This is a genomic window from Streptomyces sp. NPDC050703 (assembly GCF_040654435.1).
GTDB lineage: Bacteria > Actinomycetota > Actinomycetes > Streptomycetales > Streptomycetaceae > Streptomyces.
The window spans coordinates 190100-216391 of the sequence record NZ_JBFAHX010000008.1; the positions used below are offsets into that span (position 1 = coordinate 190100).

General features: G+C 72.6%; 23 protein-coding genes, 1 tRNA gene and 1 pseudogene. 6 read left to right on the forward strand and 19 right to left on the reverse strand.

The window, feature by feature from the left end; genetic code table 11:
- The first annotated feature begins 1 nt into the window (after position 1).
- Positions 2 to 2128, forward strand: a complete 2127-nt coding sequence (locus AB0I16_RS10860) for an MMPL family transporter (protein WP_363248965.1) — start codon at positions 2 to 4, stop codon at positions 2126 to 2128.
- Here AB0I16_RS10860 and AB0I16_RS10865 read toward each other — a convergent pair.
- The 6 genes from AB0I16_RS10865 to AB0I16_RS10890 form a co-directional block, all read right to left on the reverse strand.
- Positions 2103 to 2444, reverse strand: a complete 342-nt coding sequence (locus AB0I16_RS10865; RefSeq protein WP_363248966.1) for a hypothetical protein — start codon at positions 2442 to 2444, stop codon at positions 2103 to 2105. The two genes, AB0I16_RS10860 and AB0I16_RS10865, sit on opposite strands and share 26 nt — an antisense overlap.
- A gap of 25 nt (positions 2445 to 2469) precedes the next feature.
- Entirely contained in the window at positions 2470 to 3126 is a 657-nt protein-coding gene (locus tag AB0I16_RS10870; RefSeq protein WP_363248967.1) for a response regulator transcription factor, read from the reverse strand.
- Positions 3108 to 4394 carry a sensor histidine kinase gene (locus tag AB0I16_RS10875; RefSeq protein WP_363248968.1) on the reverse strand — a complete coding sequence of 429 codons (1287 nt, stop codon included), beginning with the start codon at positions 4392 to 4394 and terminating at the stop codon, positions 3108 to 3110. The genes AB0I16_RS10870 and AB0I16_RS10875 overlap by 19 nt, the downstream gene beginning before the upstream one ends.
- A 22-nt stretch (positions 4395 to 4416) precedes the next feature.
- Positions 4417 to 6072 (reverse strand): AMP-binding protein, encoded by a 1656-nt coding sequence (locus AB0I16_RS10880; RefSeq protein ID WP_363248969.1) that lies wholly within the window; start codon positions 6070 to 6072, stop codon positions 4417 to 4419.
- Between the two features lie 153 nt (positions 6073 to 6225).
- Positions 6226 to 6828: a lytic polysaccharide monooxygenase gene (locus AB0I16_RS10885; protein ID WP_363248970.1), complete on the reverse strand. Its 603-nt coding sequence runs from the start codon at positions 6826 to 6828 to the stop codon at positions 6226 to 6228.
- A 178-nt stretch (positions 6829 to 7006) separates the two neighbouring features.
- Positions 7007 to 8134 (reverse strand): SPFH domain-containing protein, encoded by a 1128-nt coding sequence (locus tag AB0I16_RS10890; protein ID WP_363249032.1) that lies wholly within the window; start codon positions 8132 to 8134, stop codon positions 7007 to 7009.
- On the opposite strand from AB0I16_RS10890, the gene AB0I16_RS10895 reads away from it, so the two are divergent.
- On the forward strand, positions 8078 to 8281 hold the full coding sequence (locus AB0I16_RS10895; RefSeq protein ID WP_363249037.1) for a hypothetical protein: 204 nt from the start codon (positions 8078 to 8080) through the stop codon (positions 8279 to 8281). The two genes, AB0I16_RS10890 and AB0I16_RS10895, sit on opposite strands and share 57 nt — an antisense overlap.
- 387 nt (positions 8282 to 8668) lie before the next feature.
- On the opposite strand, the pseudogene AB0I16_RS10900 reads toward AB0I16_RS10895, so the two are convergent.
- Positions 8669 to 9214: pseudogene (locus AB0I16_RS10900) on the reverse strand (hypothetical protein); the annotation flags it as partial.
- Between the two features lie 310 nt (positions 9215 to 9524).
- Between AB0I16_RS10900 and AB0I16_RS10905 the strand changes: the two are divergent.
- From AB0I16_RS10905 to AB0I16_RS10920, 4 genes are all read left to right on the forward strand, one after another.
- Positions 9525 to 9598 (forward strand) — tRNA-Lys (locus tag AB0I16_RS10905).
- A gap of 91 nt (positions 9599 to 9689) precedes the next feature.
- On the forward strand, positions 9690 to 10403 hold the full coding sequence (locus AB0I16_RS10910; RefSeq protein ID WP_363248971.1) for a FadR/GntR family transcriptional regulator: 714 nt from the start codon (positions 9690 to 9692) through the stop codon (positions 10401 to 10403).
- Positions 10404 to 10703: 300 nt separating this feature from the next.
- Positions 10704 to 12635, forward strand: coding sequence for a glycosyltransferase family 2 protein (locus AB0I16_RS10915; RefSeq protein ID WP_363248972.1), 1932 nt, complete (start codon positions 10704 to 10706; stop codon positions 12633 to 12635).
- Positions 12632 to 14569 carry a kelch motif-containing protein gene (locus tag AB0I16_RS10920; RefSeq protein WP_363248973.1) on the forward strand — a complete coding sequence of 646 codons (1938 nt, stop codon included), beginning with the start codon at positions 12632 to 12634 and terminating at the stop codon, positions 14567 to 14569. Before AB0I16_RS10915 ends, AB0I16_RS10920 begins: the two co-directional genes overlap by 4 nt.
- Before the next feature lie 127 nt (positions 14570 to 14696).
- Here AB0I16_RS10920 and AB0I16_RS10925 read toward each other — a convergent pair whose 3' ends face one another.
- The 12 genes from AB0I16_RS10925 to AB0I16_RS10980 form a co-directional block, all read right to left on the reverse strand.
- Positions 14697 to 15728, reverse strand: a complete 1032-nt coding sequence (locus AB0I16_RS10925) for a glycoside hydrolase family 6 protein (protein ID WP_363248974.1) — start codon at positions 15726 to 15728, stop codon at positions 14697 to 14699.
- Between the two features lie 191 nt (positions 15729 to 15919).
- Complete coding sequence (locus tag AB0I16_RS10930) at positions 15920 to 16612, reverse strand: class F sortase (protein ID WP_363248975.1); 693 nt, start codon at positions 16610 to 16612, stop codon at positions 15920 to 15922.
- Between the two features lie 15 nt (positions 16613 to 16627).
- Positions 16628 to 17182, reverse strand: coding sequence for a hypothetical protein (locus tag AB0I16_RS10935; RefSeq protein ID WP_363248976.1), 555 nt, complete (start codon positions 17180 to 17182; stop codon positions 16628 to 16630).
- An 86-nt stretch (positions 17183 to 17268) separates the two neighbouring features.
- Positions 17269 to 18048: an HAD-IIA family hydrolase gene (locus AB0I16_RS10940; protein ID WP_363248977.1), complete on the reverse strand. Its 780-nt coding sequence runs from the start codon at positions 18046 to 18048 to the stop codon at positions 17269 to 17271.
- Positions 18049 to 18191: 143 nt separating this feature from the next.
- Positions 18192 to 19262: a 2-aminoethylphosphonate ABC transporter substrate-binding protein gene (locus AB0I16_RS10945; protein ID WP_363248978.1), complete on the reverse strand. Its 1071-nt coding sequence runs from the start codon at positions 19260 to 19262 to the stop codon at positions 18192 to 18194.
- 46 nt (positions 19263 to 19308) lie between these two features.
- A complete protein-coding gene (locus AB0I16_RS10950) occupies positions 19309 to 20124 on the reverse strand; it encodes an ABC transporter permease subunit (protein WP_363248979.1) in 816 nt (271 codons plus the stop codon).
- On the reverse strand, positions 20111 to 20974 hold the full coding sequence (locus tag AB0I16_RS10955) for a 2-aminoethylphosphonate ABC transporter permease subunit (RefSeq protein ID WP_363248980.1): 864 nt from the start codon (positions 20972 to 20974) through the stop codon (positions 20111 to 20113). The genes AB0I16_RS10950 and AB0I16_RS10955 overlap by 14 nt, the downstream gene beginning before the upstream one ends.
- The gene (locus AB0I16_RS10960) at positions 20967 to 22091 is read right to left on the reverse strand and encodes an ABC transporter ATP-binding protein (RefSeq protein WP_363248982.1); all 1125 of its coding nucleotides are present in this window, start codon (positions 22089 to 22091) and stop codon (positions 20967 to 20969) included. Before AB0I16_RS10960 ends, AB0I16_RS10955 begins: the two co-directional genes overlap by 8 nt.
- The gene (locus tag AB0I16_RS10965) at positions 22088 to 22783 is read right to left on the reverse strand and encodes a phosphonatase-like hydrolase (RefSeq protein ID WP_363248983.1); all 696 of its coding nucleotides are present in this window, start codon (positions 22781 to 22783) and stop codon (positions 22088 to 22090) included. Before AB0I16_RS10965 ends, AB0I16_RS10960 begins: the two co-directional genes overlap by 4 nt.
- Positions 22784 to 22794: 11 nt before the next feature.
- Complete coding sequence (locus AB0I16_RS10970) at positions 22795 to 23919, reverse strand: TIGR03364 family FAD-dependent oxidoreductase (RefSeq protein ID WP_363248985.1); 1125 nt, start codon at positions 23917 to 23919, stop codon at positions 22795 to 22797.
- 141 nt (positions 23920 to 24060) lie between these two features.
- Positions 24061 to 24834: a GntR family transcriptional regulator gene (locus AB0I16_RS10975; protein ID WP_363248987.1), complete on the reverse strand. Its 774-nt coding sequence runs from the start codon at positions 24832 to 24834 to the stop codon at positions 24061 to 24063.
- A gap of 34 nt (positions 24835 to 24868) precedes the next feature.
- Positions 24869 to 25651 carry a hypothetical protein gene (locus AB0I16_RS10980; protein WP_363248988.1) on the reverse strand — a complete coding sequence of 261 codons (783 nt, stop codon included), beginning with the start codon at positions 25649 to 25651 and terminating at the stop codon, positions 24869 to 24871.
- Positions 25652 to 26292 lie beyond the last annotated feature (641 nt).

Here is a 26292-nt window from a genome sequence, read left to right on the forward strand (position 1 = left end):
CATGCTCGCTACCCTCGCCCGGACGGCGACCCGCCGCCCGCTGACCGTCATCGCCCTCTGGGCCGGCCTGCTCGTCCTCGGCCTGGGCCTCGGCACCCGCGTCTTCGGTGACCTGACGTCGACCGTGGAGGACGTACCCGGCAGTGAGTCCGTGGTCACGGACGGACTCCTCGACGGACTCGACCCGGCCGGCGCCTCCTTCACCGCCGTCGTCTCCGGCGGCGGACGCGTCGACCGGCCGGGGCTGCGCGCCGAGGTGGCCGCCGCCGTCACCGAGGTACGCGCCCTGCCCGGCGTCGCCGAGGTCCCCGATCCCTACACCACGCGCGGCCTGGTCGCCGAGGACTCCCGGGCGCTGCTGATCCCGGTGACGCTCAAGGGCGGTCTGGACGACGACGCGGAGGAGGACACCGTCGGCGACGCCGCGGACCTCGTACGGGACGTCGAAGGCGCCGACGTGGCCGTGAGCGGCGGACCGCTGCTCGGCGAGCAGATGGGGACGCGGGCCCAGGAGGACGTGGCCAGGGCGGAGCTGATCACCCTGCCCGCGGTCCTGCTCGCGCTGCTGCTGATCTTCGGCGGGCTGCGGGCGGCGGGGCTCCCGCTGCTCGTCACGGTCAGCGGGGTCGCCGGGGCGTTCCTCATCCTGTTCGGCTTCAGCCTGCTCACGGACATCTCCGTGTACGCCGTGCAGATCGTCACCATGCTGGGGCTCGGGCTCGCCGTGGACTACGCGCTGCTCATGGTGGTCCGCTTCCGCGAGGAGCGCTCGCGCGGCCTGGAGGTGGCGGACGCCGTCCACGCCACGGTGGCCCGCGCCGGCCGCACGGTCCTCTTCTCCGGCCTGACGGTGGCCATCAGCCTGTCGGGACTGGTCTGGTTCCCCAGCCCGTTCCTGCGCAGCATGGGCCTGGCCGCGGGCGCCGTGGTGGTCGTGGACATGCTGGCGGCGCTGACGCTGCTTCCCGCGCTGCTCGCCCGGTTCGGCGGGAGGATCGCCGCCCCCGCGCCGGCCGCGGGCGCCGCCCGCGCGGGTGCCTTCTTCGCGCGGCTCGCGCGGTTCTCCGTGGCCCGGCCTCTCGCCGTCCTGACGCTGGTCGTCGCCGCGCTGGCCGCCCTCGCCGTGCCCGTGCCCGGGATGCGGATCAGCATCGGCGACGCCCGGCAGCTGCCGCACGGGACCGAGGCCAGGCAGCTCTACGACACCGTGCGCGCGCACTATCCCGCCGAGGCCGGCACCAGCCCCGTGGAGGTCCTGATCAGGCCGGGCGCCGAAGCCGGCTGCGAGCGCAGGATCCGGGCGCTGCCCGGTGTCGCGGCGGCCGAGCGGCAGCGGCTCTCCGACGGCACGGTCCTCCTCGAACTCACCCCGAGGGGCCCGTCCGACGGCCCCACCGCCACCGGGCTCGTCGAGCGCGTCCGCGACCTGCGGGGCGGCGAACCCGTCGAGGTCACGGGGAACGCCGCCCGCCTCGTCGACTTCCGCGCCATGCTCGCCGAGCGCGCGCCCTGGGCCGTACTGACCGTCCTCGTGGGCCTGTTCAGCCTCCTCTTCGCCTTCACCGGCTCCGTGCTGATACCGCTGCGCACCCTCGCCACCACCCTGCTCAGCCTCGCCGCCGCGCTCGGCGTGGTCACCTGGGTGTTCCAGGACGGGCACGGGGTGTCGCTGCTCGGCGGCGAGGGGCTGGGGGCGCTGAGCCTGACGGCGCCCCCGCTGATCATCGCCATCGCCTTCGGGCTCGCCATGGACTACGAGCTGTTCATCCTCTCCAGGATGCGGGAGAGCTGGACGGAGACCGGCGACCACCGCACCGCCGTCGTCGAGGGGCTGCGGCGCTCGGGGCGCGTGGTGAGCTGCGCGGCGCTGCTGCTCGCCCTCGTCTTCGCCGGGTTCATGACGGGCGGCTTCGCGCCGATCCTGCAGATCGGGCTCGGCCTGACCCTGGCCGTCCTCATCGACGCCACCGTGGTCCGGATGTTCCTCGTACCGGCGACGATGGCCCTGCTCGGCCGCCGCGCCTGGTGGGCGCCGGGTCCGCTGCGGCGGCTGCACGAGCGGTACGGCGTACGGGAGTCGGGGCCCGCGGAGGCGGCCACGGCTATGCCAGGACGACCCCGTCCATGAGCAGCGCCGCCACGAGCCCCGCGGCCAGGAGCCAGGAACCGAGCCTGGTCCGGCCGCGGCGGCTCAGTTCGATCACTCCGCCGCAGAGGATGAGCAGCAGTCCGTAGACCCCGACGACCAGGACCGACGACCGGCTCGCCAGGCGCAGCGCGAGGACGACCGCCGCCGCGGCCATGAGCAGCGAGGCCGCGGCGATCCGGGCGCGGCGGGCGCGGGCGGCGGGGGTGGGGCCGGGGGCCGGGGCTCCGGGCCGCGCGTCGTCCTCCGGCGCGTCCTCGTCGCCGTGCGGAAGTTCGGTCTGGTCGGACGTGCTCATGGGGCAGGAGCGTAATCGCTCGCCCTCACCCGCGCAGATACGCCAGCACCGCGAGCACCCTGCGGTGGGTGCCGTCCCCCGGCGGCAGGTCGAGCTTGGCGAGGATGTTGCCGATGTGCTTGCCCACGGCGGCCTCGGAGACGACGAGCCCGGCGGCTATCGCCGCGTTCGACTTCCCCTCGGCGACGAGGCCGAGCACCTCGCGCTCGCGCGGGGTGAGCTGGGCCAGCGGATCGCGTCTGCGCCGCAGCAACTGCCGTACGACCTCCGGGTCGACGACCGTCCCGCCCTCGGCCACCCGCGTCAGTCCCTCGATGAACTGCTCGACCTGGCCCACACGGTCCTTGAGCAGATAGCCGACGCCCGTGCCGTCCCCCGTGTCGAGGAGCTCCGCCGCGTAGGTCCGCTGCACGTACTGGCTCAGCACGAGCACCGGCAGCGCCGGCCGCTCCGCCCTGAGCGCGACCGCCGCGCGCAGCCCCTCGTCCTGGAAGCCGGGCGGCATCCGCACGTCGGTCACCACGATGTCCGGGTCGTACGCCGACACGGCGTCCCGCAGCGCCTCCGCGTCGCCGACCGCCGCCACCGTCTCGTGCCCGAAGCGGCCGAGCACGCCGATGAGCCCCTCCCGCAACAGCACGCTGTCCTCGGCGAGTACGACTCTCAGGCTTCGGCTCGGCACGGGATCTCCACGGACAGGACGGTCGGGCCGCCGGGCGGGCTGGTGACCGTCAGTGTGCCATCGAGGACGGCGAGGCGGTCGGCGAGCCCGGTGAGCCCGGTGCCGTGCGCGGGGTCGGCGCCGCCGCGGCCGTCGTCGCGCACGTCGATGCGGAGGACCGCGCCGGTGTGGATGGCGGTGACGTGGGCGCTCTGCGCGCCGCTGTGCTTGCCGACGTTGGCGAGCGCCTCGCGGACCGCGAAGTACCCGGCGGACTCGACTGCTTCGGGGAGGCGGGGCAGCTCGATCCCGGCCGTGTCCACGGGCACCGCGGAACGGTCCGCCGCGTCCTCGATGGCGGTGGCGAGACCGTAGTCGCTGAGGACCTGCGGGTGGATGCCGCGGATCAGCTCGCGCAGCTCGGTCAGGACGCGGCCCGCCTCGTCGTGGGCGGCGGCGAGCCGTTCGGCGAGCGGGCTGTCGGGTTCGGCGTCGAGCCGCGCCAGCCCCAGGCCCATTGTCAGCGCGACGAGGCGTTGCTGGGCCCCGTCGTGCAGGTCCCGCTCGATGCGCCGCCGCTCGGCCTCGAAGGCGTCGACGAGGCGGGCCCGCGAGCGGGTGACCTCGGCGAGGTGGGCGGCGAGTTCCGTGTCGCGGGGGGCCAGGAGGAGCCGGGCGAACGCGGCCCGCGCCGCGGCGTACGCGCCCAGCGGGTAGGCGAGCACCAGCAGGGCGACGAGCCCGAGCAGGGCGGTGCCGCAGGCCGCGGGGTAGGACTCGACGAGCCACAGCTTGGCGGGGCGGACGCCGTTGCCGGGGCCGCCGACGGCCGCCAGGTGGGCGGGGGCGGCGAGCAGCAGCGCGGGCAGGGCGACCGCGCAGGCCAGGACGGCGAGGTCCAGGGGCCAGAGGACGAGGGCGAGCAGCACGGCGTGGGCGAGCTCGCGCCAGGTGGCCTGCTCCTTGACGCGGAGCCGGAACCAGGCGTTGATGCCGGGGGCCTCGGGGGCGCGGTGCGGGCTGGGGGCGGGGGCGGGATCGACGGTCCGCAGGCGGCGCCGCTCCAGGGCGGCGAGGGGCACACCGCAGAAGGCGAGTGCGCCGAGCAGCGGGATTCCGACGAGTACGAGGGTGAGCGCGGCCCCGACGGCGGTGAGGGCCACCCCGACGAGCAGCACGGCGGCGCCGGTGATCACCCCGCCCGACAGGTACGCGGCACTGCGCCACGGCGCACCGCTCCCCAGATACCCCGGCGTCCGAAGCCGCCCCCAGACGCTGTCCCTTGGCATGGCTCAACGGTAAGCGGCCTCGTCATCCCAGCAAATGGGCCCGCCCCTGGGCTTCGTACCGCCCCACCAGCCCTGCCAGGTCGCCGGAGGTGAACCGCCGGTACCGGTGGCCGGCGTCCGCGTCGAAGGGCAGCCAGTAGACGGCGTCACCGCACCGGAACCCCTCTCCCCGAAGCAGCGAGCGGGCCACCTTGTGGGTCGCCGTGACCGGCATCCGCGGAGCCACCCGCACGAAGCGGGGCACGGCCTTGGGGCTCAGATCGGGCTGCGCCCGCAGGAACGCGGCGAACTCCTCCGGGGAGAAGTCCTCGCCCGGCGGCGGCGCGACCGCCGCCATGACCTGGTCCCCCGCCACGGGGTCGGGGACCGCGTAGACCGCCACGGCCGCCGCCCCGGGGTACCGCGTGAGGATGCCCTCGATCACCGCCGCCGCCAGGTTCTCGCTGTCGACCCGCAGCCGGTCGTCCGTACGCCCCGCGAAGTAGAGGAATCCCTCGGCGTCCCGGTAGAAGAGGTCTCCCGTCCAGTACCAGCCGCCCCGCACCCGCTCGGCCTGCGCCTTCGCGTTGCGCCAGTACCCCTCGAAGGGGTTCGGCCCCCGGTTCACCAGCTCGCCGACGGCCTCCCGCCCGTTCAGGAGCCGCCCGCCGGGGCCGAACCGCGCGGCCTCGCACTCGGTGAGCGTCGCCGGGTCCACCACCGCGAGGTCGTCCCCGGGCGCCGCGCGGCCGATCGCCCCCGGGGGTGTGCCGGGGGTCCGCTGTATCGCCGCGCCGCCCTCCGAGGACCCGTACCCCTCCACGAGCCTGACGCCGAACCGCTTCTCGAAGCGCGCCGCGTCCACCGCTCCCGCCTCGGTCCCGAAGCCGAGCCGCAGCGGGTTCTCCCGGTCGTCGGGCTCCTCGGGTGTGGCCAGGACGTACTGCACGGCCCGGCCCACGTAGGTGAAGTACGTCGCGCCGAACTCCCGTACGTCGGGGAGGAACCGCGAGGCGGAGAAGCGGGCCCGCAGCGCCACCGTCGCGCCCGCCGCGAGCGCGGGCGCCCAGTCGGCGATCACCGCGTTGCCGTGGAACATCGGCATGCAGATGTAGTGGGTGTCCGACGCCCGCACCCCGAAGTGGGACACCAGCGCGCGCCCCGCCGCCGCGAGCCGCCCCTGGCTGCACAGCGCCGCCTTGGGGGCGCCGGTCGAACCGGAGGTGAAGGAGAGCAGCATGCGGGTGGCGGGGGTGACGGTCCGCGCGAGCCGCGGGGTGGCGCCCGCGTAGGGGGCAAGGAGGCGCTCGTAGGCGTCCGTGCCGGTGACGAGGATACGTACGCCCGGCAGGTCGAGGCCGTCGAGCAGCGGCAGACGCGCCCGTTCGGTCACCAGGACCCGGCACTCGGTGTGCAGGATGTCGCGGGCCAGTTCGGCGCCGCGCCGCGTGGGGTTGACGCCCGCCACGGCCGCGCCCGCCAGCGCCGCCGCGCCGAGCCACTGGGGGTACTCGGGGGTGTTGTCGAGCAGGACCCCGACGTGGGGTTCGCCGTGCCGGGGCAGCAGGTCGCCGAGGAGCGCGGCTCTGGCCGCCGCGCCCGCGGCCACCTGGTGGTGGCTCAGTCGCCCGCCCGCGAAGCGCAGGCCGGTGCGGTGGTCTCCCCACCGCGCCTGGACGAGTTCCGCGACGGTCTCCATGGCCGCGCAGGGTAGATGACGCGGCGTCAGAAGTGGAGGGTCGTGCCCGGCGGGGGTCCACCGGGTACGCGCGGGTACCGCACACGCCTCGTGCGAGGGGAAGGCAAGGCGTGCGCGGCACCCGAGCTGTCCGGCTCCGGCGAGGGAGGGCGCCTAGAAGCGGACGTCGGAGCAGGCGTAGAACGCGTTCGCCGTGTCGGCGACCGTCCAGACGGCGACGATCACGTGGTGACCGCTGCGCCCGCCGGGGATGTTGCCGCTGTGCGAGAGGGTCGCGGGCGGCTGCTGGCTGTTGTACGGGACGGTGAGGAACGGCGTGGACTCCAGGGCCGCCCGCGTCACCGGCTTGCTCTCGTCCCAGCCCTGCTTGGTGATGAAGTACTTGAAGTCCGTGGTGCGGTGCCGTGCGGTGAACTGCCAGCGGAAGGTGTAGTTCTGACCGCCGCTGACCTGGGTGGTCGGCCAGGCGCTGCCGTTCGGCGCCTTGGGCGAGTCGAGCTGGCTGAAGCCGCCCACGCCCGCCGAACAGATCTTGCCGTCGGCGGGGCCCGCGGCCGGGAAGCCCTTGAGCCCCTCGACGCTCTGCGGTTCCCACTGGATGTTCCCGCAGTTCTTGACCACGCCCTTGGCGCAGTTGATCTGCCGGCTGGCCGGCAGGTCCGTGTAGCCGTGGCTGCTGGCGCCACCGGCGGAGAGCGCGAACGCGCCCACCGTGCCGAGGCCCACCAACGCCGCGTACATCTTCTTGTTACGCATGTGCCGCTCCTGACCGAACGTGGGGAGTTCCGGGGGACGTTCCGTGGGACGTGCGCGCGCTGCGGTCTAGACCAAGTTCAGATTATGGCCGGTAGTTGAACATGTCCATACCAATCACGGAGACGATCCATCCGCATCGGTGAGGGCGGCGCCCTCCGGGGGCGGCGGCTCGGGGCGCCTACTTCTGCTCGCCGTGGCCCGTGCAGAACGCCACCGTCAGGTCCTTCACCAGGGCCTCGCGCTCGCCGTCACCGAGTACGAGACCGCGGGTGGCGAGCCGCGTCACGGTGTCCTCGACCGAGTCGACCACCGAGGTCAGAACGGTGTCGCGGTGCCGGGCCTCCAGCGCCGCCACCCTGCGGCGACGCATCGCGTCCGCCACCTCGGGGGCGTACTCGATGCGGGCCGGCTGGGCCGAGAAGATCTGCACGCCGACCGCGCCGGTGTCGGCGGCGAGCGCCCGGGTCAGCGTGGAGCCCACCGCGTCGGCGTCGCGCAGGGTCTGCCCGTCCTCCTGGAAGGCGTCGGCGGGCAGCCGCGAGAGGACCCGGGCGGTGGTGGCCTCCACGCACTCCCGCAGGTACTGCTCGTGGTCCGCGACCGAGAGCGTCGCCCGCGCGGGGTCCCTGACCCGCCACACCACGAGCACGACGACGCGCAACGCGACCCCGCAGCGGTCCACCACCGGCATCGGCTCGCTCCGCCAGTGCCGCAGGCGCACGTCCACGCGGCGGCGGAGCAGCAGGGGATTCACCCAGAGGAGGCCGGTACGGCGGACCGTGCCGCGGTAGCGGCCGAAGAGGCTGAGCACCCACGCGCCGCCGGTCCTCCCCCGCGCCAGACCGCCGAAGCCGAAGAGGCCGAGCGTCCCCGAGCCCGCGAGCGCGGCCCACTGCCTGAGGCCGAGCCCGGCACCCCCGCCGCCGGGCGGCCCCGTCACGCGCAGCACCGGTTCGGGCAGGGCCCCGGCCCACCACAGCGACAACCCGCACCCGGCGACGCCCGCGCACCCGCCGAGCACTCCGGCGAGGCCGGGCAGCACGCGGCCCCGCCGCTCGACGACCGCCACGTCGACCTCGGGCACGGTCCGCGCGACGGGCACCGCGGCCCGCGCGGTCCACGCCTGCTCGCCGGCGCCCCGCCCGCGCCGCGCCACGCCGGCCGGCGGCGAGGCACCCGCCTCGGCGCCGGCGGCCTCCGCGGCGTCCCGGAAGAGGAGGTGCGGCGGAATCTCGGTGGTGGCCTCACTGTGAATCACCCGCACACCGTGCGCCACCCTCCCCGGCTGGGCCCGGGTTTTCGACAGGGCCTGGGGCTGGGGCTGGGCCTGGGCCTGGGGCTGGGGCTGGGCCTGGGCCTGGGGCTGGGCCTCGGATTGGCCCCCGGCCTGGACCTGCGCCTGAGGCTGGGCCTGATTCTCGGCCTGGGCCTGGGCCTGGGCCTGAGCCTGTGAAGCCGCCGTCGCACTCATACGTGCCTCCGCCTCATCTGTGCCTCGATGTCATACGTGCCTGGGTCTCATCCGTGCCTGGGTCTCATACATGCCTGGGTCTCATACATGCCTGGATCTCATACATGCCTGGATCTCATACATGCCTGGATCTCATCCGCCCCCGGGCCGCATCCATGCCCGGATCTCATACGTGCCTGGGTCTCATCCCTGCCTGGGTCACATACATGCCTGAGTCTCATCCCTGCCCGGATCTCATCCCTGCCCGAGCCTCGTTCACGCCCAGGTCTCCCCCGCACCCGAGCCTCATTCACGCCCGGGTCTCACCCGCGCCGGGGTTCCGCCCACGCCCAAGGTGACCGTGACCCCCGAGCCGCCGGCGGCGGGGCTCTCCTCCACTCCCTTGTAGCGGTAGCCCACATAGCGGTCGGCGTTGGACCAGTAGGCAAAGGGAGTGGCCCGCTTGCGGGCGAACGGGCGGGCCAGTTCGTATGCCGTGTAATACGTACGGGCGGAGTTCGCCCAGCCGCCGAAAAGCGTCACGTGGGAGCCCCACGTGGGATGCGCCGGATCGTGGAAGAGAAGGATGTCGCCGGGTTTCAGCTCGTCCTTCGTGACGCGCACGCCATAGGCGGGGAGGCTGCCCGTCCACGCGTTGCCGGGCAGGGCCCAGGCCATGGAGACGAAGCCCGAGCAGTCCTGCCGGTAGCCGTCGGACCAGAGCCGCGACATGCTGTACGGCACCCTCGCGGTGACCCACTTCGAGGCCCGCTCGATGATCGCCTCCCGGGTGGTCGCCCGGAGGGGCTTCGACACCGGCGGCCCCGCCGGTACCGGGTCACCGGCCACGGCACCCCCGGTGGCCGCGGCCGGGAGCGCCTGCCCGCCGAGCGCCACGCAGGACGCCACGGCGACGACGAGGAGCCGGCGGACACCCCGCATACGGTCCGGACGGCCGCGGTCACCCTCCGCATCGAATTCCTCGAATTCCGGAGCCGCCCGCAATCGTTTGCCCAAGGATCTCGCCGAAGAATGCTTCCGCGTCTGCACGTGCGCCAGTTTCGCAACTGTCCGCGTATGTCGCATGTTGACGGTCCGAATGATGGAAAAGGCCCTCCCTATGGCCCCGCACCAGGCCCGTGACGGCCCCGCACCAGGCCCCCGGCCACCCGCGGCCCGGCGCCCCCGGCCCCGGCCGTGGTCCGGGGCACCCCCGCGCGTCCGGTAGAGTTGTCCAGGTCAGCAGGCGCCGCTAGCTCAGTTGGTTAGAGCAGCTGACTCTTAATCAGCGGGTCCGGGGTTCGAGTCCCTGGCGGCGCACCGACAGCGAAGGCCCTCCGTTCACGCGGAGGGCCTTCGTCGTACGCACGACGAGCCGTTCCCCGTACGCGCCTACCGCTACGGTTGCGCCATGGCGCGCGACATTCAGGAGCGGATCAAGAAGCTCATCATCGATTCCAGGCTGCCCTCCGGGGCCTCGCTGCCGACCGAACCGGAGCTGATGGAGCGCCTCGGGGTCAGCAGGAACTCCGTACGGGAGGCGCTCAAGGCGCTCCAGGCGATGGGCATTGTAGAGATCCGTCATGGTTTCGGCACCTATGTCGGTCCCATGTCGGTCGCGCCGATGATCGAGGGCCTCGCCTTCCGCACGGTCGCGGGCCACTACCGCGGCGAGGACAGCCTGCTCCAGCTCCTGGAGCTGCGCGAAGCCGTCGAGACCGGCCTGATCGCGCGCCTCGCGGGCCAGGTCCCGGAGGCCGACCTCGCCGAACTCGACGCCTTGGTGGCACGCATGGAGGCCGAGGCCGCCACCGCGGAGGGCGGTGTGCGGGCCGAGACCGACCGCGCTTTTCACGCCACCCTCTACCGCGGACTGGGAAACCTGCTGCTCGGTGAGGTTCTGGAGGCGTTCTGGGACGCCTTCCACAAGGTCCGCACGGATCTGGTGGACGTGCCGCAGGACCCGCACGTCACCTGCCGGCAGCACCGGGAGATCCTGGAGGCCGTCCGCTCGGGGGACGCCCAGCGGGCGGAACAGGCCATAAGGGAGCACTTCGGCAACATTCGCACCCGCCTGGGCACACCTGTCCCAGCAGAGCACTCAAATCGCTCGTATGACCGGTAAACCCCTTGTATCGCTCTTGCGATCATGCCATGGGGCGTAGAACCCTGTTCGGGAGCCACTGGCTTTCATGAGGCGGACGATACGGGGCGCTCGGGGGCTCGCCGGTCCGCGCGACAAGGCAGGGATGGGGGTCCCGTTCGTGTCGCGATGCCTAGGGGGGCATCATGCAACCGGAAGGTTGTCGTTCCATGTCTAAGAGGACGGTGGCCTGCCACTGATGCGTCGATGAGGGTCGGAGGGGACCCGCGTCGACGGAAGGACCAACGAACGCGCGGGCGACCGCGTGCGGGGGGATGACTCATGACGTCGACGCCGACGGGCGCGCGGCAGAACGACCCGTCAGAAACGACCCGGCTCAGGGCCGTCTCGCACCGGACGGGCGGGTTCCGGAGAATCAAGAGAACCCTGCCGCGGTACGACTACGAGCACTACAGCCGGCTCGCGGGCCCGCTGACCCAGCCGGACCCGAGCAAACCGTACAAGGTGAAGTACCGCTCACTGCTCTCGCAGGAGCCGCACAAGATACGGGCCGCGCTGATGCTGGGCGCGGCCCCGCTGCTCTCCCTGGTCCTGCTCGGCTGGCTGCTCCAGCCCGAGCACTGGACGAAGCGGGACTACGTGGCCAACGACTGGCTGCCGGTGCTCGACGTCGTCATGCTCGTATCGATCGGCCTGATCGAGTTCTTCCGCTGCATGAACGTCCTCTCCAACGCGCACGCGACCCTCGTCGCCCGCGACCCCATACCCGTGGTGCCCGAGACGGGCACCAGAGTCGCCTTCCTCACCTCCTTCGTGCCCGGCAAGGAGCCGATCGAGATGGTGACGAAGACCCTTGAGGCCGCGGTCAAGATCCGGCACCGCGGCACGATGCACGTCTGGCTCCTCGACGAGGGTGACGACCCTGAGGTCAAGGAGGTCTGCCTGCGGCTCGGCGTGCGCCACTTCTCGCGCAAGGGCGTGGCGAAGTGGAACATGACGAAGGGCCCGCACCGCGCCAAGACGAAGCACGGCAACTACAACGCCTGGCTCGACGCGCACGGCGACGACTACGACTACTTCGCCTCGGTGGACACCGACCACATCCCGATGCCGAACTACCTGGAGCGGATGCTCGGCTTCTTCCGGGACGAGAACGTCGGCTTCGTCATCGGCCCGCAGGTGTACGGCAACTACGACAACTTCGTCACCAAGGCCGCCGAGTCGCAGCAGTTCCTCTTCCACGCGCTGATCCAGCGCGCGGGCAACGCCTACGGCGCCCCGATGTTCGTCGGCACCTCCAACGCGGTGCGCATCAAGGCCCTGAAGCAGATCGGCGGCCTGTACGACTCGATCACCGAGGACATGGCCACGGGCTTCGAGATCCACCGCGCGACGAACCCGGCGACCGGCAGGAAGTGGAAGTCGGTCTACACCCCCGACGTCCTCGCGGTCGGCGAGGGCCCCAACGCCTGGACGGACTTCTTCACCCAGCAGCTCCGCTGGTCGCGCGGGACGTACGAGACGATCCTCAAGCAGTTCTGGAAGGCGCCGTTCTCGCTCCCGCCGGGCCGCCTCTTCAACTACACCATGATGGTCATCTTCTACCCGATGTCCGCCATGAACTGGATTCTGGCCGCGCTGAGCTGCGCGCTGTTCCTGGGGCTCGGCGCGTCCGGCGTGAACATCGACCCGACCATCTGGCTGATGCTGTACGGCAACGCCTCCGCGCTGCAGATCGGCCTCTACATCTGGAACCGCAGGCACAACGTCTCCCCGCACGAGCCCGAGGGCTCCGGCGGTGTGGCGGGCATGGTGATGTCGGCGCTCTCGGCGCCGGTCTACGCGCGCTCACTCCTCGACGCGGCCCTGCGGCGCAAGAGCAGGTTCGTGGTGACCCCCAAGGGCGATTCGGCGAGCCCGGACACCCTGTTCGGGACGTTCCGCATCCACCTGTTCTTCATCCTGGTCTTCGGCGCCTCGATGGCCGCCTCCTTCGTGTACGGGCACGCGCACCCCGCGATGATCACCTGGGCCACGTTCGCCCTCCTGATCACGGCGGCGCCGATCTTCGCGTGGCGCTGGGGCATGCGGCAGGACAAGAAGAAGCGCAGGTCCGGCACGGGAGCGGGCCCTTCGGGGCCGCCGTCCGAGGCGGACCCGGCCGTCCCTCTGCCGCACGCGCCACAGCAGAAGCCCAGTTGGGCATCGCCCGACCAGACCATGCAGATTTCCCTTGGGGGACGTAAGAAATGAAAGACCGTTCCAGCCGCCGCCGTGCCCGCCGCATCGCGATAGGCGCGGCGGTCGTCGTCGCGCTGGCAGGCATGAACGGCCCGTGGCTGTGGCGCGTGGGCTCGGAGAAGTACCACGACTACAAGATCAACCAGCCGGAGTACAAGGCGGACAACGGCCACTGGGAGGTCGTGGACTTCCCCGAGGAGTACCGGCAGAACACGATCCACGCGGCCCTGCTGCACACCGGCAAGGTGCTCCTCGTCGCGGGGTCGGGCAACAACCAGAAGAACTTCGACGCGAAGAAGTTCGACACCCGGCTCTGGGACCCGGTCAAGGGGACCATCAAGAAGATCCCGACGCCCACCGACCTGTTCTGCACGGGCCACACCCAGCTCGGCAACGGCAACCTGCTGATCGCGGGCGGTACGCAGCGCTACGAGAAGCTGAAGGGCGACATCACCAAGGCCGGCGGCCTGATGATCGTCCACAACGAGGACCCGGACGAGCCGAAGACGATCCCCGCGGGCACGAAGTTCACCGGCAAGAAGAACGGCAAGACCTTCGTCTCCCAGGACAACATCCTCGTCGAGAAGGCGAAGAAGGTCTTCGACAAGCAGACCGGCAGGTTCCTGCGGACCGAGCCGGGCCTCGGCCGCGTCTACGTCGAGGCGGCCAAGAGCGGCACCAAGTACGAGACGGGCACCCAGGACAACTACCGCATCCAGGGCCTGAAGGGCTCCGACACCCGCAACGTCTACGGCATGGCCCAGAAGCTCGCCCTGGACAAGAAGGACTTCCAGGGGATCAAGGACACCTTCGAGTTCGACCCGGTGGCGGAGCGGTACATCAAGGTCGACCCGATGAACGAGGCGCGCTGGTACCCCACGCTGACCACGCTCAGTGACGGCAAGGTCCTCTCCACCTCCGGCCTCGACGAGATCGGCCAGCTCGTCCCCGGCAAGAACGAGGTGTACGACCCGAAGACCAAGAAGTGGACGTACACCGAGGGCATCCGGCAGTTCCCGACCTACCCGGCGATCTTCCAGATGACCGACGGCAAGCTCTTCTACTCCGGTTCGAACGCGGGCTACGGTCCCGACGACGTCGGCCGCAAGCCCGGCATCTGGGACCTGGAGACCAACAAGTGGAAGGGCATCCCGGGCCTGAGCGACCCCGAGCTGATGGAGACCTCGGGCACGGTGGAGCTGCCGCCCGCCCAGGACCAGAAGTACATGGTGGTCGGCGGCGGCGGTGTCGGTGAGTCCAAGGAGTCGAGCAACAAGACCCGGATCGTCGACCTGAAGGCGGACGCCCCGAGGTTCGTGGACGGCCCGGCGCTGGAGAAGGGCACGCGCTACCCGCAGATATCGACGCTGCCCGACGACACCGTGCTGATCTCCGGCGGCTCGGAGGACTACCGCGGGCGCAGCGACTCCAACATCCACCAGGCCCGCATCTACGACGCCAGGACCGGCGAGATGCGCCGGGTCGCCGACCCCGAGGTGGGCCGCAACTACCACTCGGGGTCGATCCTGCTGCCCGACGGGCGCGTGATGTTCTTCGGCTCCGACTCGCTCTACGCCGACAAGGCCAACACGAAGCCCGGCGTGTTCGAGCAGCGCATCGAGATCTACACGCCGCCGTACCTGTACCACGGCTCGCGGCCCACGCTGGGCAAGGGCCCGAAGAACATCGAGCGGGGCGGGAGCGGGACCTTCCCGACGAAGCACTCCTCCGCCATCAAGACGGCGCGGCTCATCAAGCCGAGCGCTTCGACGCACGTCACGGACATCGACCAGACGTCGATCGCGCTCGACCTGAAGAAGTCGCCCGGCAAGGTCACGGTGACGGTCCCGGACAACCGCAGCCTGGTGGAGACCGGCTGGTACATGCTCTTCGTCACGGACGACCAGGGCACGCCCAGCGAGGCCCGCTGGGTCCACGTGCCGTAGGCAACGCCCCCTGCGGGAGCGGGGAACTGCGCGTTCAGCCCGCGAAAGGCCGCAGACGCATCTGCCGGAGATCCGCGCAGATGCGTCTGCGGCTTCTCTGTGGTTGCTCGCGCAGTTCCCCGCGCCCCTAGCCGGCGGCCCTGGCCAGCCCCAGTGCGTACTCCGGCCACCACTGCCCGGCCTTCGGTCCGCCCCTGCACGTCCCGTCGGACTCGCCGGGCCGCTTGATCCACAGGTACGCGTCGATGAGCGGGTCGGACGTCTTCGTCGTGGGCACCTCGCCCAGCGCGCGGCCGGGCGGGTTGCACCAGGGGTCCTTGCCCTTGGTGTAGGGGCCGTTGCCGTTGCGCGCCGTGTCGATGACGAACGGCTTCCCGCCGATCTTCGCCGACAGCTTCTTGCCGAAGTCGGCGCTCGCCGCGGTCGTCTGGAAGTTGGAGACGTTCACCGAGAAGCCGTCGGCCTGCTCGACGCCCGACCACTTCAGGGGCTCCCACAGCGAGTCGGGGTTCTTCCAGCCCGCGTTGCCCGCGTCCAGGTACACCTTGGTGTTCTTCAGGGACTTGAGCGTGCCGATGGCGCCCTTGAGGAGGTCGTAGCGCTCCTCGTGGAACTGCTCGGGCGTGCAGTTGTCGACCATGTGGAGCACCGCGTCCGGCTCCAGGATGACGGTGGCGCGGCGGTCGCCGATGCCCTTGGCCACCTGGTCGACGAAGGCCCGGTAGGCGTTGCCGTCGGCCGCGCCGCCGCCGGAGTACTGGCCGCAGTCGCGGTGCGGGATGTTGTAGAGGACGAGGAGGGCGTCCCGGTCGGCCTTGGTGGCGGCCTCGGTGAAGCCGCGCGCCTGCTCCTCCGCGTTCTCCGGGACGATCCACTCGGCGACGGGCTGTTCGGCGATCTTCCGTATCAGCTCGGCGTCGTCCTTCTTGCCGTCCTTCTCGTAGGCGGCGACCTGCTTGGCCGCGTTGCCCTGCGGGTTGACCCAGTACGGGTCCTTGCCCTTGGGCTGCTGTGTGACCGGCGTACCCGAGTCGCCGCCCGGGTCGTCATCGGGGGAGGAGCACGCGGAAAGAAGCAGCGCGGCCCCCACCAGCGCGGCTCCCGTCCTCACCCCCCTGGCCGCGAAGACGCGTCCGCGGCCGGTGCCTTTGCGGTACATCCACTCCCCCTTGGGTGCACTGTCGGTGACTCAATCCTGACATACGCCTCCCCTGCCCACGAGGCCCGTCCGTCCTGCGCGAGGACCTGTGGAAGAGCTGTTACCGAAGCCTCCGGCAGCGGCCTCCACCTGCGGTGATGCCCAAGTGACGGAGGGTGCGTCCGGGCCCGGCTACCCCTCGGCCCGCGGGCTCATTCCTCCGCCCCGCCGGGCCCGCCCGCGCGGTCGGCCCCCGTGAGGTAGGCCGAGACGATCACGTTGGCCGTGTACGTGTGGGCGGCCCGGTCGAAGGCGCCGCCGCAGGTGATCAGGCGCAGCTCCGCGCGGTCCTCCTCGTGGGGGCCGTAGGCCTTCGCCGCGTCGAAGTGTTCGCGGGTGACGACCTCGACGTCCTCGACCGTGAACTCCGCGGTCGTGCCGTCGTCGCGGGCCACCCGGATCTCCTGCCCCGGGCGCACCGCGCTGAGGTCGTGGAAGACGGCGGGCCTGGTCCGCGTGTCGACGTGGCCGACGAAGAGGGCCACGCCGGGGGCCCCGGGGCGGGTGCCGCCGCCGTACCAGCCGACGGTGTCGGCCTGTTCGAAGGGCGGGGGGTCGATGGCGCCGTCGGGGTCGAGGCCGCGGGCGCTCACCGGGGCCTGGATGCCGAGGGCCGGCACGTCGACGCGGTGCGGCCGGGCCGGGGCCAGCGGCCGCTGGGCGCGCGGCAGCCCGGCGCCGAGGGGGCGGCCGACCGCCGCCACGTCGCCCGTGGCGGGTGCGGCGAGGCCGCCGCCCAGCTCGGAGAGGCCGCTGCCGCCGAGACCGAGGCCCGCGAGGAGTACCGCCCAGGCGACCCCGGTAAGGAGGCGTCCGTGCCCGGGTGGGGGTGCGTCACCGGACATGCTCACGTCCGCCCGTCACTCGGGGCGGTGCCGTCGGACGCTGCGGAAGGCCACGGCGACGGCCGCCGCACCGGCGAGGACGAGGCCGACCACGGCGTGCCGGGTGCCGGGTCCCGCCTGGGAGGGGTCGTCCGCCTCGTCGGAGGTGCGTGCGGCGATGTTGCTCGTGCCGCCGCCACCGGCCTTGGCAGGGGCCTCGGGCGCCGGGCCGTGCTGCTCCACGGCGACCTCGCCGACGCCCTGGTGGGGGTGGCCGTCACAGCTGACGGTCAGGTCGAACGTACCGGTCAGGCCCTCTCTGATCCGGGCGCTGCCGGTCAGCGTGCGGGAGCCGCCGTCCTGTCCCGTGAGCCGGGCGTCCCCCTCGAAGGCTCCGGACCCCGCCGTCCCCGTCGTGTCCTCGCAGCCCGAGACGCTCACCTCCACGGTGGCGCCGGGCACGGCGCTCGACGGGGCGACCTCGGCCCGTACGGACCCCTGGTCGTGGGCGTGGGCCGCGCCGCCCGGCAGCACCATGGCCAGGGCCAGGGCCGCGGGGGCGGCGCGCAGAGCTATGGGGCCTATACACATCGTGAACCTCCTGCTCCGAGGTTCACGCGCGGTGCGCGCCACCGCCCACCGGTGTGTGGCAAACGGGTCGTGCCCCCGCCGTGCCCCTAGATCCGGTCGACCAGGTCGGCGATGGAGTCCACGACCGTGGAGGGCCGGAACGGGTACTGGTCGATGCCGGCGCGGGAGGTCAGACCGGTGAGGACGAGGAACGTCTCCATCCCGGCCTCCAGACCGGCCAGGACGTCGGTGTCCATGCGGTCGCCGATCATGGCGCTGGTCTCGGAGTGCGCCCCGATGGCATTGAGCCCGGTGCGCATCATCAGGGGGTTCGGCTTCCCCGCGAAGTACGGCTTCTTGCCGGTCGCCTTGGTGATCAGTGCGGCGACGGCGCCCGTGGCGGGCAGCGGCCCCTCGGTGGAGGGCCCCGTCTCGTCGGGGTTGGTGCAGATGAAGCGGGCCCCGCCGTTGATGAGGCGGACGGCCTTGGTCATGGCCTCGAAGGAGTACGTGCGGGTCTCGCCGAGGACCACGTAGTCGGGGTCGTGGTCGGTCAGGACGTACCCGATGTCGTGCAGCGCGGTGGTCAGGCCCGCCTCACCGATGACGTAGGCGGTGCCGCCGGGGCGCTGGTCCTCCAGGAACTTCGCGGTGGCGAGCGCGGACGTCCAGATGTTCTCCACGGGCACGTCGAGGCCCATGCGGTTCAGCCGGGCCTGGAGGTCGCGCGCGGTGTAGATGGAGTTGTTGGTGAGGACGAGGAAGGGCCTGCCGGACTCACGCAGCTTCTTGATGAAGGCGTCGGCACCCGGGATCGGGACGCCCTCGTGGATCAGCACGCCGTCCATGTCCGTGAGCCACGACTCGATGGGCTTGCGCTCTGCCATGGGGTGTACTCCTGCGGTCTGCGGGTTCTGAGGGGCGCCGGGACAGCGCTGTGCCGACGCCCCCACCCTAATCAGGTAGCGGTGATCTTGACCCCGCCGATCTCGTCCGGAATCGGCCGCGTTCCGGTCCGGTCAGCTCCCCGTCAGCTCCCCGTCGCCGACTTCCACTCCTCCACGTACGAGGTGAGGTTCTCGGAGATGTCCGTCCAGTCCGGTTCGAAGACCTCGACGCCCTCGACGATGCGGTCGAGGGCGATGGCGTCGGCGTCGGTGGCCTTGATGTCCTTGCGGGCCGCGAAGCCGCCGCCGACCGAGCTGACCTGGGCCTGCGCCTCACGGCTGAGGAGGTGGTCCAGGAACTTCTTCGCGTTGGCGTTGTGGGGCGCCTTGGTGACCAGGCCCGCCGCGTACGGCAGGGCGAACGTCGTCGGCTTGCCGCCCTCCCTGGCGGGGAACCAGATGCGCAGGTTCGGCATGTCCTTGGACTGGGCGTAGTTCATCTGCACGTCGCCGTTGGCGGCGAGCAGCTCGCCCTTGTCGACCTTCGGCGCGAGCTTGCCCGTGGAGGCGGACGGGCCGACGTTGTTGCCCTGGAGCTTCTTCAGGTACGCCATCGCCGGCTTCCTGCCGCCGAAGTCGTGCATGGCCTTGATGAGCACGGCCGTCCCGTCGCCCGCGACGCCGGGCGTGGAGTACTGCACCTTGTTCTTGTACGTGTCCTCGGTGAGGTCCTCCCAGGTCTTGGGGGCCTTGCCGCCGGGCAGTTCCTTCTTGTTGTGGATGAAGCCGAAGTAGTTGTTCACGACGGCGGTCCACTTGCCGTCGGCGTCCTTGGCGGAGCCGTCGACCTCCTCGGAGCCCTCGGGCTCGTAGGACTGGAGGAGGCCCTTGTCGTCGGCCTGCTGGATGAAGGGCGGCAGCGTGATCAGGACGTCGGCCTGGGTGTTGGACTTCTCGCGGACGGCGCGCTGCACCATCTCGCCGGAGCCGCCCTCGACGTAGTTGACCTTGATGCCGGTCTTCTTCTCGAAGTCCTTGAAGACCTGGTCGTACCAGCCGTCGCCGTTCTCGCCCTTGAGGCCGTCGGCGCTGTAGACGGTGACGACCTTGTCGTCGGACGCGGCGGAACCGCTGCCGCACGCGGTGAGCGAGCCGGTGAGCACGAGGGCGCCGGCGACGGCGGCGAGCGTTCTGGTCTGCGGGGCGCGGGACATGACGTGGGGTACTCCTTGCGGGCGAGCGGGAAGACGGGTGGGCGGGTCAGCGGTAGGAGGCGCGGGTGCGGACGCGGGAGACGGCGAGGAGCACCAGCAGGGTCGCCGCCATCAGGACGACGGCGACGGCGGCTCCGGTGAACGTCGAGCCGCGGTCGGTGGCCGCGTAGATCCGCACCGGCAGCGGCGTCCAGTCGGGCGGGTAGAGCATCATCGTGGCGCTCAGCTCGCCCATGGAGAGCGCGAAGCAGAGCCCGGCGGCGGCGCTCAGGGAGGGCAGGAGCAGCGGCAGCTTCACCCTCCACAGGACGTACGAGGGCCTGGCGCCGAGCGAGGCGGCGGCCTGTTCGTACGCCGGGTCGAGCCGCGCGAGGGCGGCCGAGACCGACTGGTGGGCGAAGGCCGTGACGAGGACGGCATGGGCGAGGACGACGATCCACCGGGTGCCGTTGAGGAGCATCGGCGGTTCGCTGAACGCGACGAGGACGGCGAGCCCGACGACGACCGAGGGCACGGCGACCGGCAGCACGAAGAGCGTGTCGAGCACCCTCCCCGCGATCCGGGACCACCGGGGTCCCTGCTTCAGCGAGGCGGCGGCGAGCGCGGCCCAGGACCCGGCGGCGAGCGCGAGGAGACTCGCGGTGACGGCGGTGACCAGGCTGGTGGTGAGGGCCTGGAGGGATTCCCCGCGGGTGGCCGCCGCGTAGTGCCCGGTGGTGAGGCCGGAGGGGAAGGCGCCCGACCAGTGGGCGGAGAAGGAGGCCGCGACGATCACCAGGAGCGGCAGCGCGAAGAGGGGCAGGAAGAGGACGGCGAACAGGGCCCAGGCGGCCCACCTGCCGCCGCGGCTATGCACCAGCACGTCGGCTCACCACCCGGTAGAGGCCGTAGAGGCCGACGGAGATCGCGATGTTGACGACGGCGACGACGCAGGCCGCCGGGTAGTCGGACTCCAGGATCGCCTTGCCGTAGACGAGCGTGGGCAGGGTGGTGACCCCCTTGGCGCCGGTGAAGAGCACGATGCCGAACTCGTTCAGGCACATGACGAGGACGAGGCTGCCGCCGGCGGCGAGCGCGGGCAGCGCCTCGGGCAGGATGACGCGGCGCACGATCCTGGCGGGCTTCGCGCCGAGGCTGGAGGCCACTTCGAGCTGGGCCGTGTCGAGCTGCGAGAACGCGGCGAGCAGCGGGCGCAGCACGAACGGCGTGAAGTACGTGATCTCCGCGAGCAGCACGCCCCACGGCGTCGTCAGGAACTGGAAGGGCCCCGCGGCGGCCCCCGTCGCGTCCGTCCAGACGCCGTTGGCGATGCCCTTGGTGCCGTAGACGAAGAGCAGGGCGAGGGTGATGAGGAAGGACGGGAAGGAGAGGAAGACGTCGATGAACCGGGAGACGGCCCGGGCGCCGGGGAACGGCACGAAGGCGATGACCAGCGCGAGCGCGAACCCGAGCACCAGGCATCCGACGGTCGAGCCGAGCGCCAGCCACACGGTGGTGGCGAGGGCCTCCCGGAAGGCCTCGGAGGCGAAGACGTCCGCGTAGGGCTTGAGGGAGGTCCCTCCGGTGTCCGGCCGCACGGACTGCTGGACGACGAGGGCGAGCGGGTAGAGGAAGACGAGCCCGAGCACGGCGACGGGCGGCAGGGCCCACACCCAGCGGGGCACGGCACGGGGTGGCCGCGCGGGGGCCGCGGCGAGCGTGGCGCTAGCCATCGGCGGCCACCCCCGCCCTCCCGGACGCGTCCGCGCCCTCGGTCACGGCCGCGGTGAGCAGCACCGCGTCCTCCGGGGCGAAGTGCACGGTGACCCGGTCCCCGATGGCGGGCGGGGTGCGCAGTTCGCGGACGTCCGCCTTGATCAGCTCCCCGGCCACGTCGACGTGGAGCCGGTGCGTGGCGCCCCGCCACTGGACCTCGCTGACGTGGCCGGTGAGCGCGTTGGGTCCGTCGCCGAGGCCCACGAGGTGCGGGCGGACGCACAGCGTGGCGGTCGCGCCGGGCGCGGCGCCCGCGGTGTCGACCTTCAGCTCGGGCCCCTTCGGCCCGGCCCCCTTCGGCCCGGCCCCGGCGAGGGAGACGGTGCCCGCGCCGACGGTCACCGGGAGGAGGTTCGCGTTGCCGACGAACGAGGCCGTGAACTCCGTGCGGGGCGCCCGGTAGAGCTCCTGCGGGGTCCCGCAGTCCTGGAGCCCGGCCCGGTCCATGACGGCGATGCGGTCGGCCAGGGTCAGCGCCTCGACCTGGTCATGCGTGACGTACAGGATGGAGACGTCGGGCAGCTCCCGGTGGAGCCGGGCGAGTTCGGCGAGCATGCCCGAGCGGAGCTGCGCGTCGAGCGCGGACAGCGGCTCGTCGAGCAGGAGCACCCCGGGCCTGATGGCCAGGGCCCGCGCGATGGCGACGCGCTGCTGCTGGCCGCCGGACAGCTCGCGCGGGTACCGCTCGGCGTAGGCGCCCATGCCCGTCATCTCCAGGGCCTCGGCGACCCGCCCCGGGATCTCGGCCTTGGCGGCCTTCCGGGCCCGCAGGCCGAAGGCCACGTTGTCCTTGACGCGCAGGTGCGGGAAGAGGGCGTACTGCTGGACGACCATGCCGATGCCCCGCCGGTGCGGCGGCAGCCCGGTGACGTCGCGCCCGCCGATGAACACCCGCCCCGACACGGGCCGCACGAACCCCGCCACGGCCCGCAGCGCGGTCGTCTTGCCGGACCCGGAGGGCCCGAGCAGGGCCATGACCTCGCCGGGTTCGACGGTCAGGTCCAGCGCGTCGAGGACGGTGTTGCCGTCGTAGGCGACGGAGACCCGGTCGAAGCGGATGCCGCTGCCGCTCATGTGCCCTCCCTGGCGAGCAGCGCGGGCAGTTCGGCGACCGAGGCGAGGACGTGGGTGGCGCCGTGCTCCCGCAGCGCGGCCTCGCCGTGGGCGCCGGTCAGCACGCCCGCGACGACACCGGCCCCGGCCCGCACCCCGCTCGTCATGTCGTACGCGGTGTCCCCCACGACGGCGACCTCCCGCACGTCCGCCACGGCCCCGGTCCGCAGGAAGGCGCTGAGCACCATGTCGGGGTAGGGCCGGCCGCGACCGCCCGCGTCGGCGGGGCAGAGGGTCAGCTCGACGAGGCCGCGCCAGCCGAGCGCGTCCAGGATGGCGTCCTGCGTGACGCGGGCGAAGCCGGTGGTCAGGACCACGGTGCGGCCGTCCGCCCGCAGCTCGTCGACGGCTTCCCGTGCCCCGGGGATCGGGGCGATCCGGCCGCCGTCGACCAGCTCTCCGTACGCCTTCTCGAAGGCCGTGTTGGCCCGCCGCGCGAGCGTCTCCTCGCCGAACAGGTGCCGGAACACGGAGATCTTGGACTCGCCCATCGTGGCGCGTACGTAGGCCAGCTTCTCGGCGTGGTCCGCGGAGCCCGGTTCGACGCCGAGTTCTCCGGCGGCGGCGGAGAATGCCTGTTCGACGAGGCCCCCGTCGGCGACGGTCGTCCCCGCCATGTCGAGCACGACGAGCCCGACGCGTTGCTGCTCCATGATCATCTCCCTCACCAGCCCAGCTCGTTCGCGGTCCGCTCGGCGATGGCCGGCGAGCAGGTCATGCCGCGCCCGCCGGGCCCGGTGACGAGCCACACGCCCTCGCGCACCTCCTGGCGGTGGACGACACGGCTGGTGTCGACGCACTGCGCGTACACCCCGGCCCAGCGCCGCCCGATCTTCGGCAGCGGGCGCCCGAGGAAGCTCTCGACGACCTCGGTGAGGTGGTCGTAGGGGTCTTCGAGGGTGTCGAAGGCGAAGGGGTGCTCGTACTCGTGGGTGTCGCCGATGGTCAGGCCGCCGTCCGCGCGCTGCACCATCAGGAGCTGCATCCTGTGCGCGGCGGCGGTCGGCGTCTGCGCCTGCTCGGCGTTGAGCGCGTCGAGCGCGGGCGAGGCGTACGCCGGGTAGTACCGGAAGCTGTCCGCGTCGGCCACGGACGTCGTGAGCGGCTCACCGAGCGGTTCGGTCTGCATCATCTGGAGGCGGACGCGGCGCACCGGCAGGTCCGGCCCCGCCAGTTCGCGCACCAGGCCGCCGAGCCAGGCGCCGGTGGCCAGCACGACGACGTCACCGCGGTGCACGTCCCCGTGGTCGTCCCGTACCGCGCCGGCGCCGACGACCTCGCGGACCTCCCGGCCGGGCAGGAACGTGTAGCGGGGCGACTTCAGCAGCTCCTCCCGCAGCCGGAGCTGGGCGGTGCGGGGCTCCACGGCGGCGTCCCGCTCGCACCACAGGGCGGCGAGGAAGTCGCCACGCAGGGCCGGGTTGAGGGCGCGGGCCTCTTCGGCGGTGAGCAGCTCGTAGCCGCGGGCCGCCACGTCGGGCCTGGCGAGCGCGGCCTCGGCGACGGCGCGCTCGCGCTCGCCGCGGACGAGGGTCAGGGACCCGTTGGCCCGGAAGCCGAGGCCCGGCACGCGCTCGCCGATGCCCTCCCACAGCTCGCGGGCGCGCAGCGCGGTGTCGAGCTCCTCGCCGCCCGCGCGCCCGCTCACCCATATCTGCCCGAAGTTGCGGAGGGAGGCTCCGCGGGCCTCGCTCTCGCGCTCGATCTGTACGACCTCGTGGCCGCGTTCCACTGCGTGCCAGGCGTGCATGGTTCCCACCACGCCGGCTCCTACGACGATGACTCTCACGGCGGCAACGCTCCTGCCGCCGGGTGGCACGGACGGGACCGGGCGGCAACGGGACGGTTAACGGGCCGTCAAGCTTGGACTAGACCCGTTACCTTTCCGTTATCACTCAACTCCGGCGGGACGGCCGTGACCGCTTCCGCCTCAGCCGCCGAGCCGCGTGGTGAAGGAGAACCGGTCGCCCCGGTAGAGGGTGCGGACCCGCTCCATGGGGCGGCCCGCCGTGTCGCGGGAGAGCCGGTGGATGAGCAGCATGGGCAGGGCGGGAGGCGTGCCGATGAGCAGGGCCTCGCGGGGCGTGGCGAGGACCGTCTCGATCCGCTCGTCGGCGTCACCGAAGGCGATGCCGAGTCCGTCGCGGAGGTAGGCGTAGAAGGAGGAGTCCGGCGCGAAGTCGGCGTCGAGGCGGGGCACGCGGGCCACGGAGACGTAGGTGCTCTCCAGGCCGACCCGCTCCTCGTCCGCGAGCAGCACGCGCTCCATGTGCCAGGCCGGTTCGCCGGGCACGGCCCCGATCTCGGCGGCGAGCGCGGGCGGGCACGGGAAGCGGTCGAGCGAGATCAGGGCACGGCCGGGCGTGCGCCCCTGCCGCCGTACGCCCTCGGTGTAGCTCGCGAGCGACAGCGGCTGCTCCAGCTTGGGGCCCGCGGCGACCGTGCCGCGCCCCTGCCTGCGCAGCCGCCCCTCCAGGAGCAGTTCGCGCAGCGCCTGGCGCACGGTCTCCCGCGCCACCCCGTACCGCAGGGCGAGGTCCCGCTCGGCGGGCAGCGCCTGGCCCTCGCCCAACTCGTCCACGAGGGCGGAGATCCTGGCCTTGACGGCGTAGTACTTGGGGACGCGCCCGTGCTCGGGGACGCCGGAGCGGATGGGCGCGCCCGGCGCGTGGCCGAGCAGGTCGGCGGGGTTCTGTTGATCCACCCGGGGATGTTCGCAGACGTACGTGAACGGCAGGTCAGCGGTTTCTGCCCGCCGTCCCCCCGCGGTGGCGGCGGGCGGCCGCGACGAGGGCGGCGCCGCCGAGGACGAGGACGCCGGCGGCGCCGCCGAGGACGAGCAGGAAGCGCTCGCCCGTCTGCGCGAGCTGGTCGGCGGAGAGCACGGCGGGGGCGTCGGGGGCGATGTCGAAGGTGTAGGGGTTGGACTCGCCGACCCAGTCGCCGTCGTTCTTCCTGCGCTGGACGAGGGCGGCGGTGGCCGTGACGCCGCCGGCGACGGCGTCGCCGGTGAAGCCCATGCGCACCTTGGCCGTGACGGTCTTGCCCGGTCCGACCGTGAAACCGCCGAACCCGTGGTCGAAGACGCCGACGTTCTCGCTCTGGTCGGTCCTGTGGAACGCCACGGGGTGCCAGCGGGAGCCGTCGTGGAACTCCAGGCGGATGTGCTCGGGGCGCAGCGACCGCTCCTCGCCGACCAGGACGACGAGGGGGTGGACGCGGTCGCAGGGTTCACCGGTGGCGTTGGTGAGGGCGATCGACCACTCCTGTCCGCCGCCGCCCGGCCGGTAGGTGCGGGGGCCCTCGTGGATGCGGGCGTCGATGGGGAAGTCCGCGCGGTCGGCGGGGGCGCAGCTGGGTTCGAACCCGGCGCGCGGGGCGGGGGGCGCGGGCGCCGGGGCCGCCACCGTGCCCTCCCCGGCTCGGGCGGGCGCCCCGAGGACGGCGAGGGCGAGGCTGAGGGCGAGGGCGACGGCCACGGCGGTGGCCACGCCGGAGGCGGGGGAACTGCACAGGCGCATGTGTGACCTTTGCGGGACGGACCGCCGGGCGCATCCCGTCGGAGGTACGGAAGCGGCACCGCGGGCGGCGTTGCGTACGGGCCACCGGCGGCCCGGCGGGGACATGGCCAGGGCCTCGCGGTGACGGGGAGTTCCCCTCCGTGAACATGCCCCACCGAGCCCCCCACACCGCGCCCACCCCCACCTTTGCCCCCGATCGGCCGCCGCCCGACCGCAGGAACGGGGGGTTCCGGGGGCGGGGCCGGCGGGCGGCTTTGGCTGCGGGGCACGGTGAGGGGGGCGCTGCCCGGCCGCGGGAAGGGGGGCTCGTGGCGGGGCGGGGCGGGGTCGGCGGGCGGCTTTGGCTGCGGGGCACGGTGAGGGGGGCGCTGCCCGGCCGCGGGAAGGGGGCCCGTGGCGGGGCGGGCCGGGCCGGGCGGGACCGGCAGGGCCGCTTCAACCGCGGAGCACGCCGAATGGGGCCGCTGCCCAGCCGCAGGAACAGCGGGCCCGTGGCAGGGCGGGCCGGACCGGGCGGGACCAGCAGGGCCGCTTCAACCCCGGGGCACGCCGAACGGGGCCGCTGCCCAGCCGCAGGAACAGCGGGCCCGTGGCAGGGCGGGCCGGACCGGGCGGGACCAGCAGGGCCGCTTCAACCCCGG

Bases quoted from the DNA above. Each gene is read 5' to 3' on its own strand.
- AB0I16_RS10925 (WP_363248974.1), bottom strand. From the start codon at position 15,728: ATGTACCGCAAAGGCACCGGCCGCGGACGCGTCTTCGCGGCCAGGGGG.
- AB0I16_RS10880 (WP_363248969.1), bottom strand. From the start codon at position 6,072: ATGGAGACCGTCGCGGAACTCGTCCAGGCGCGGTGGGGAGACCACCGC.
- AB0I16_RS10955 (WP_363248980.1), bottom strand. From the start codon at position 20,974: ATGGCTAGCGCCACGCTCGCCGCGGCCCCCGCGCGGCCACCCCGTGCC.
- AB0I16_RS10885 (WP_363248970.1), bottom strand. From the start codon at position 6,828: ATGCGTAACAAGAAGATGTACGCGGCGTTGGTGGGCCTCGGCACGGTG.
- AB0I16_RS10865 (WP_363248966.1), bottom strand. From the start codon at position 2,444: ATGAGCACGTCCGACCAGACCGAACTTCCGCACGGCGACGAGGACGCG.
- AB0I16_RS10965 (WP_363248983.1), bottom strand. From the start codon at position 22,783: ATGGAGCAGCAACGCGTCGGGCTCGTCGTGCTCGACATGGCGGGGACG.
- AB0I16_RS10920 (WP_363248973.1), top strand. From the start codon at position 12,632: ATGAAAGACCGTTCCAGCCGCCGCCGTGCCCGCCGCATCGCGATAGGC.
- AB0I16_RS10935 (WP_363248976.1), bottom strand. From the start codon at position 17,182: ATGTGTATAGGCCCCATAGCTCTGCGCGCCGCCCCCGCGGCCCTGGCC.
- AB0I16_RS10930 (WP_363248975.1), bottom strand. From the start codon at position 16,612: ATGTCCGGTGACGCACCCCCACCCGGGCACGGACGCCTCCTTACCGGG.
- AB0I16_RS10915 (WP_363248972.1), top strand. From the start codon at position 10,704: ATGACGTCGACGCCGACGGGCGCGCGGCAGAACGACCCGTCAGAAACG.
- AB0I16_RS10960 (WP_363248982.1), bottom strand. From the start codon at position 22,091: ATGAGCGGCAGCGGCATCCGCTTCGACCGGGTCTCCGTCGCCTACGAC.
- AB0I16_RS10875 (WP_363248968.1), bottom strand. From the start codon at position 4,394: ATGCCAAGGGACAGCGTCTGGGGGCGGCTTCGGACGCCGGGGTATCTG.
- AB0I16_RS10860 (WP_363248965.1), top strand. From the start codon at position 2: ATGCTCGCTACCCTCGCCCGGACGGCGACCCGCCGCCCGCTGACCGTC.
- AB0I16_RS10980 (WP_363248988.1), bottom strand. From the start codon at position 25,651: ATGCGCCTGTGCAGTTCCCCCGCCTCCGGCGTGGCCACCGCCGTGGCC.
- AB0I16_RS10910 (WP_363248971.1), top strand. From the start codon at position 9,690: ATGGCGCGCGACATTCAGGAGCGGATCAAGAAGCTCATCATCGATTCC.
- AB0I16_RS10945 (WP_363248978.1), bottom strand. From the start codon at position 19,262: ATGTCCCGCGCCCCGCAGACCAGAACGCTCGCCGCCGTCGCCGGCGCC.
- AB0I16_RS10940 (WP_363248977.1), bottom strand. From the start codon at position 18,048: ATGGCAGAGCGCAAGCCCATCGAGTCGTGGCTCACGGACATGGACGGC.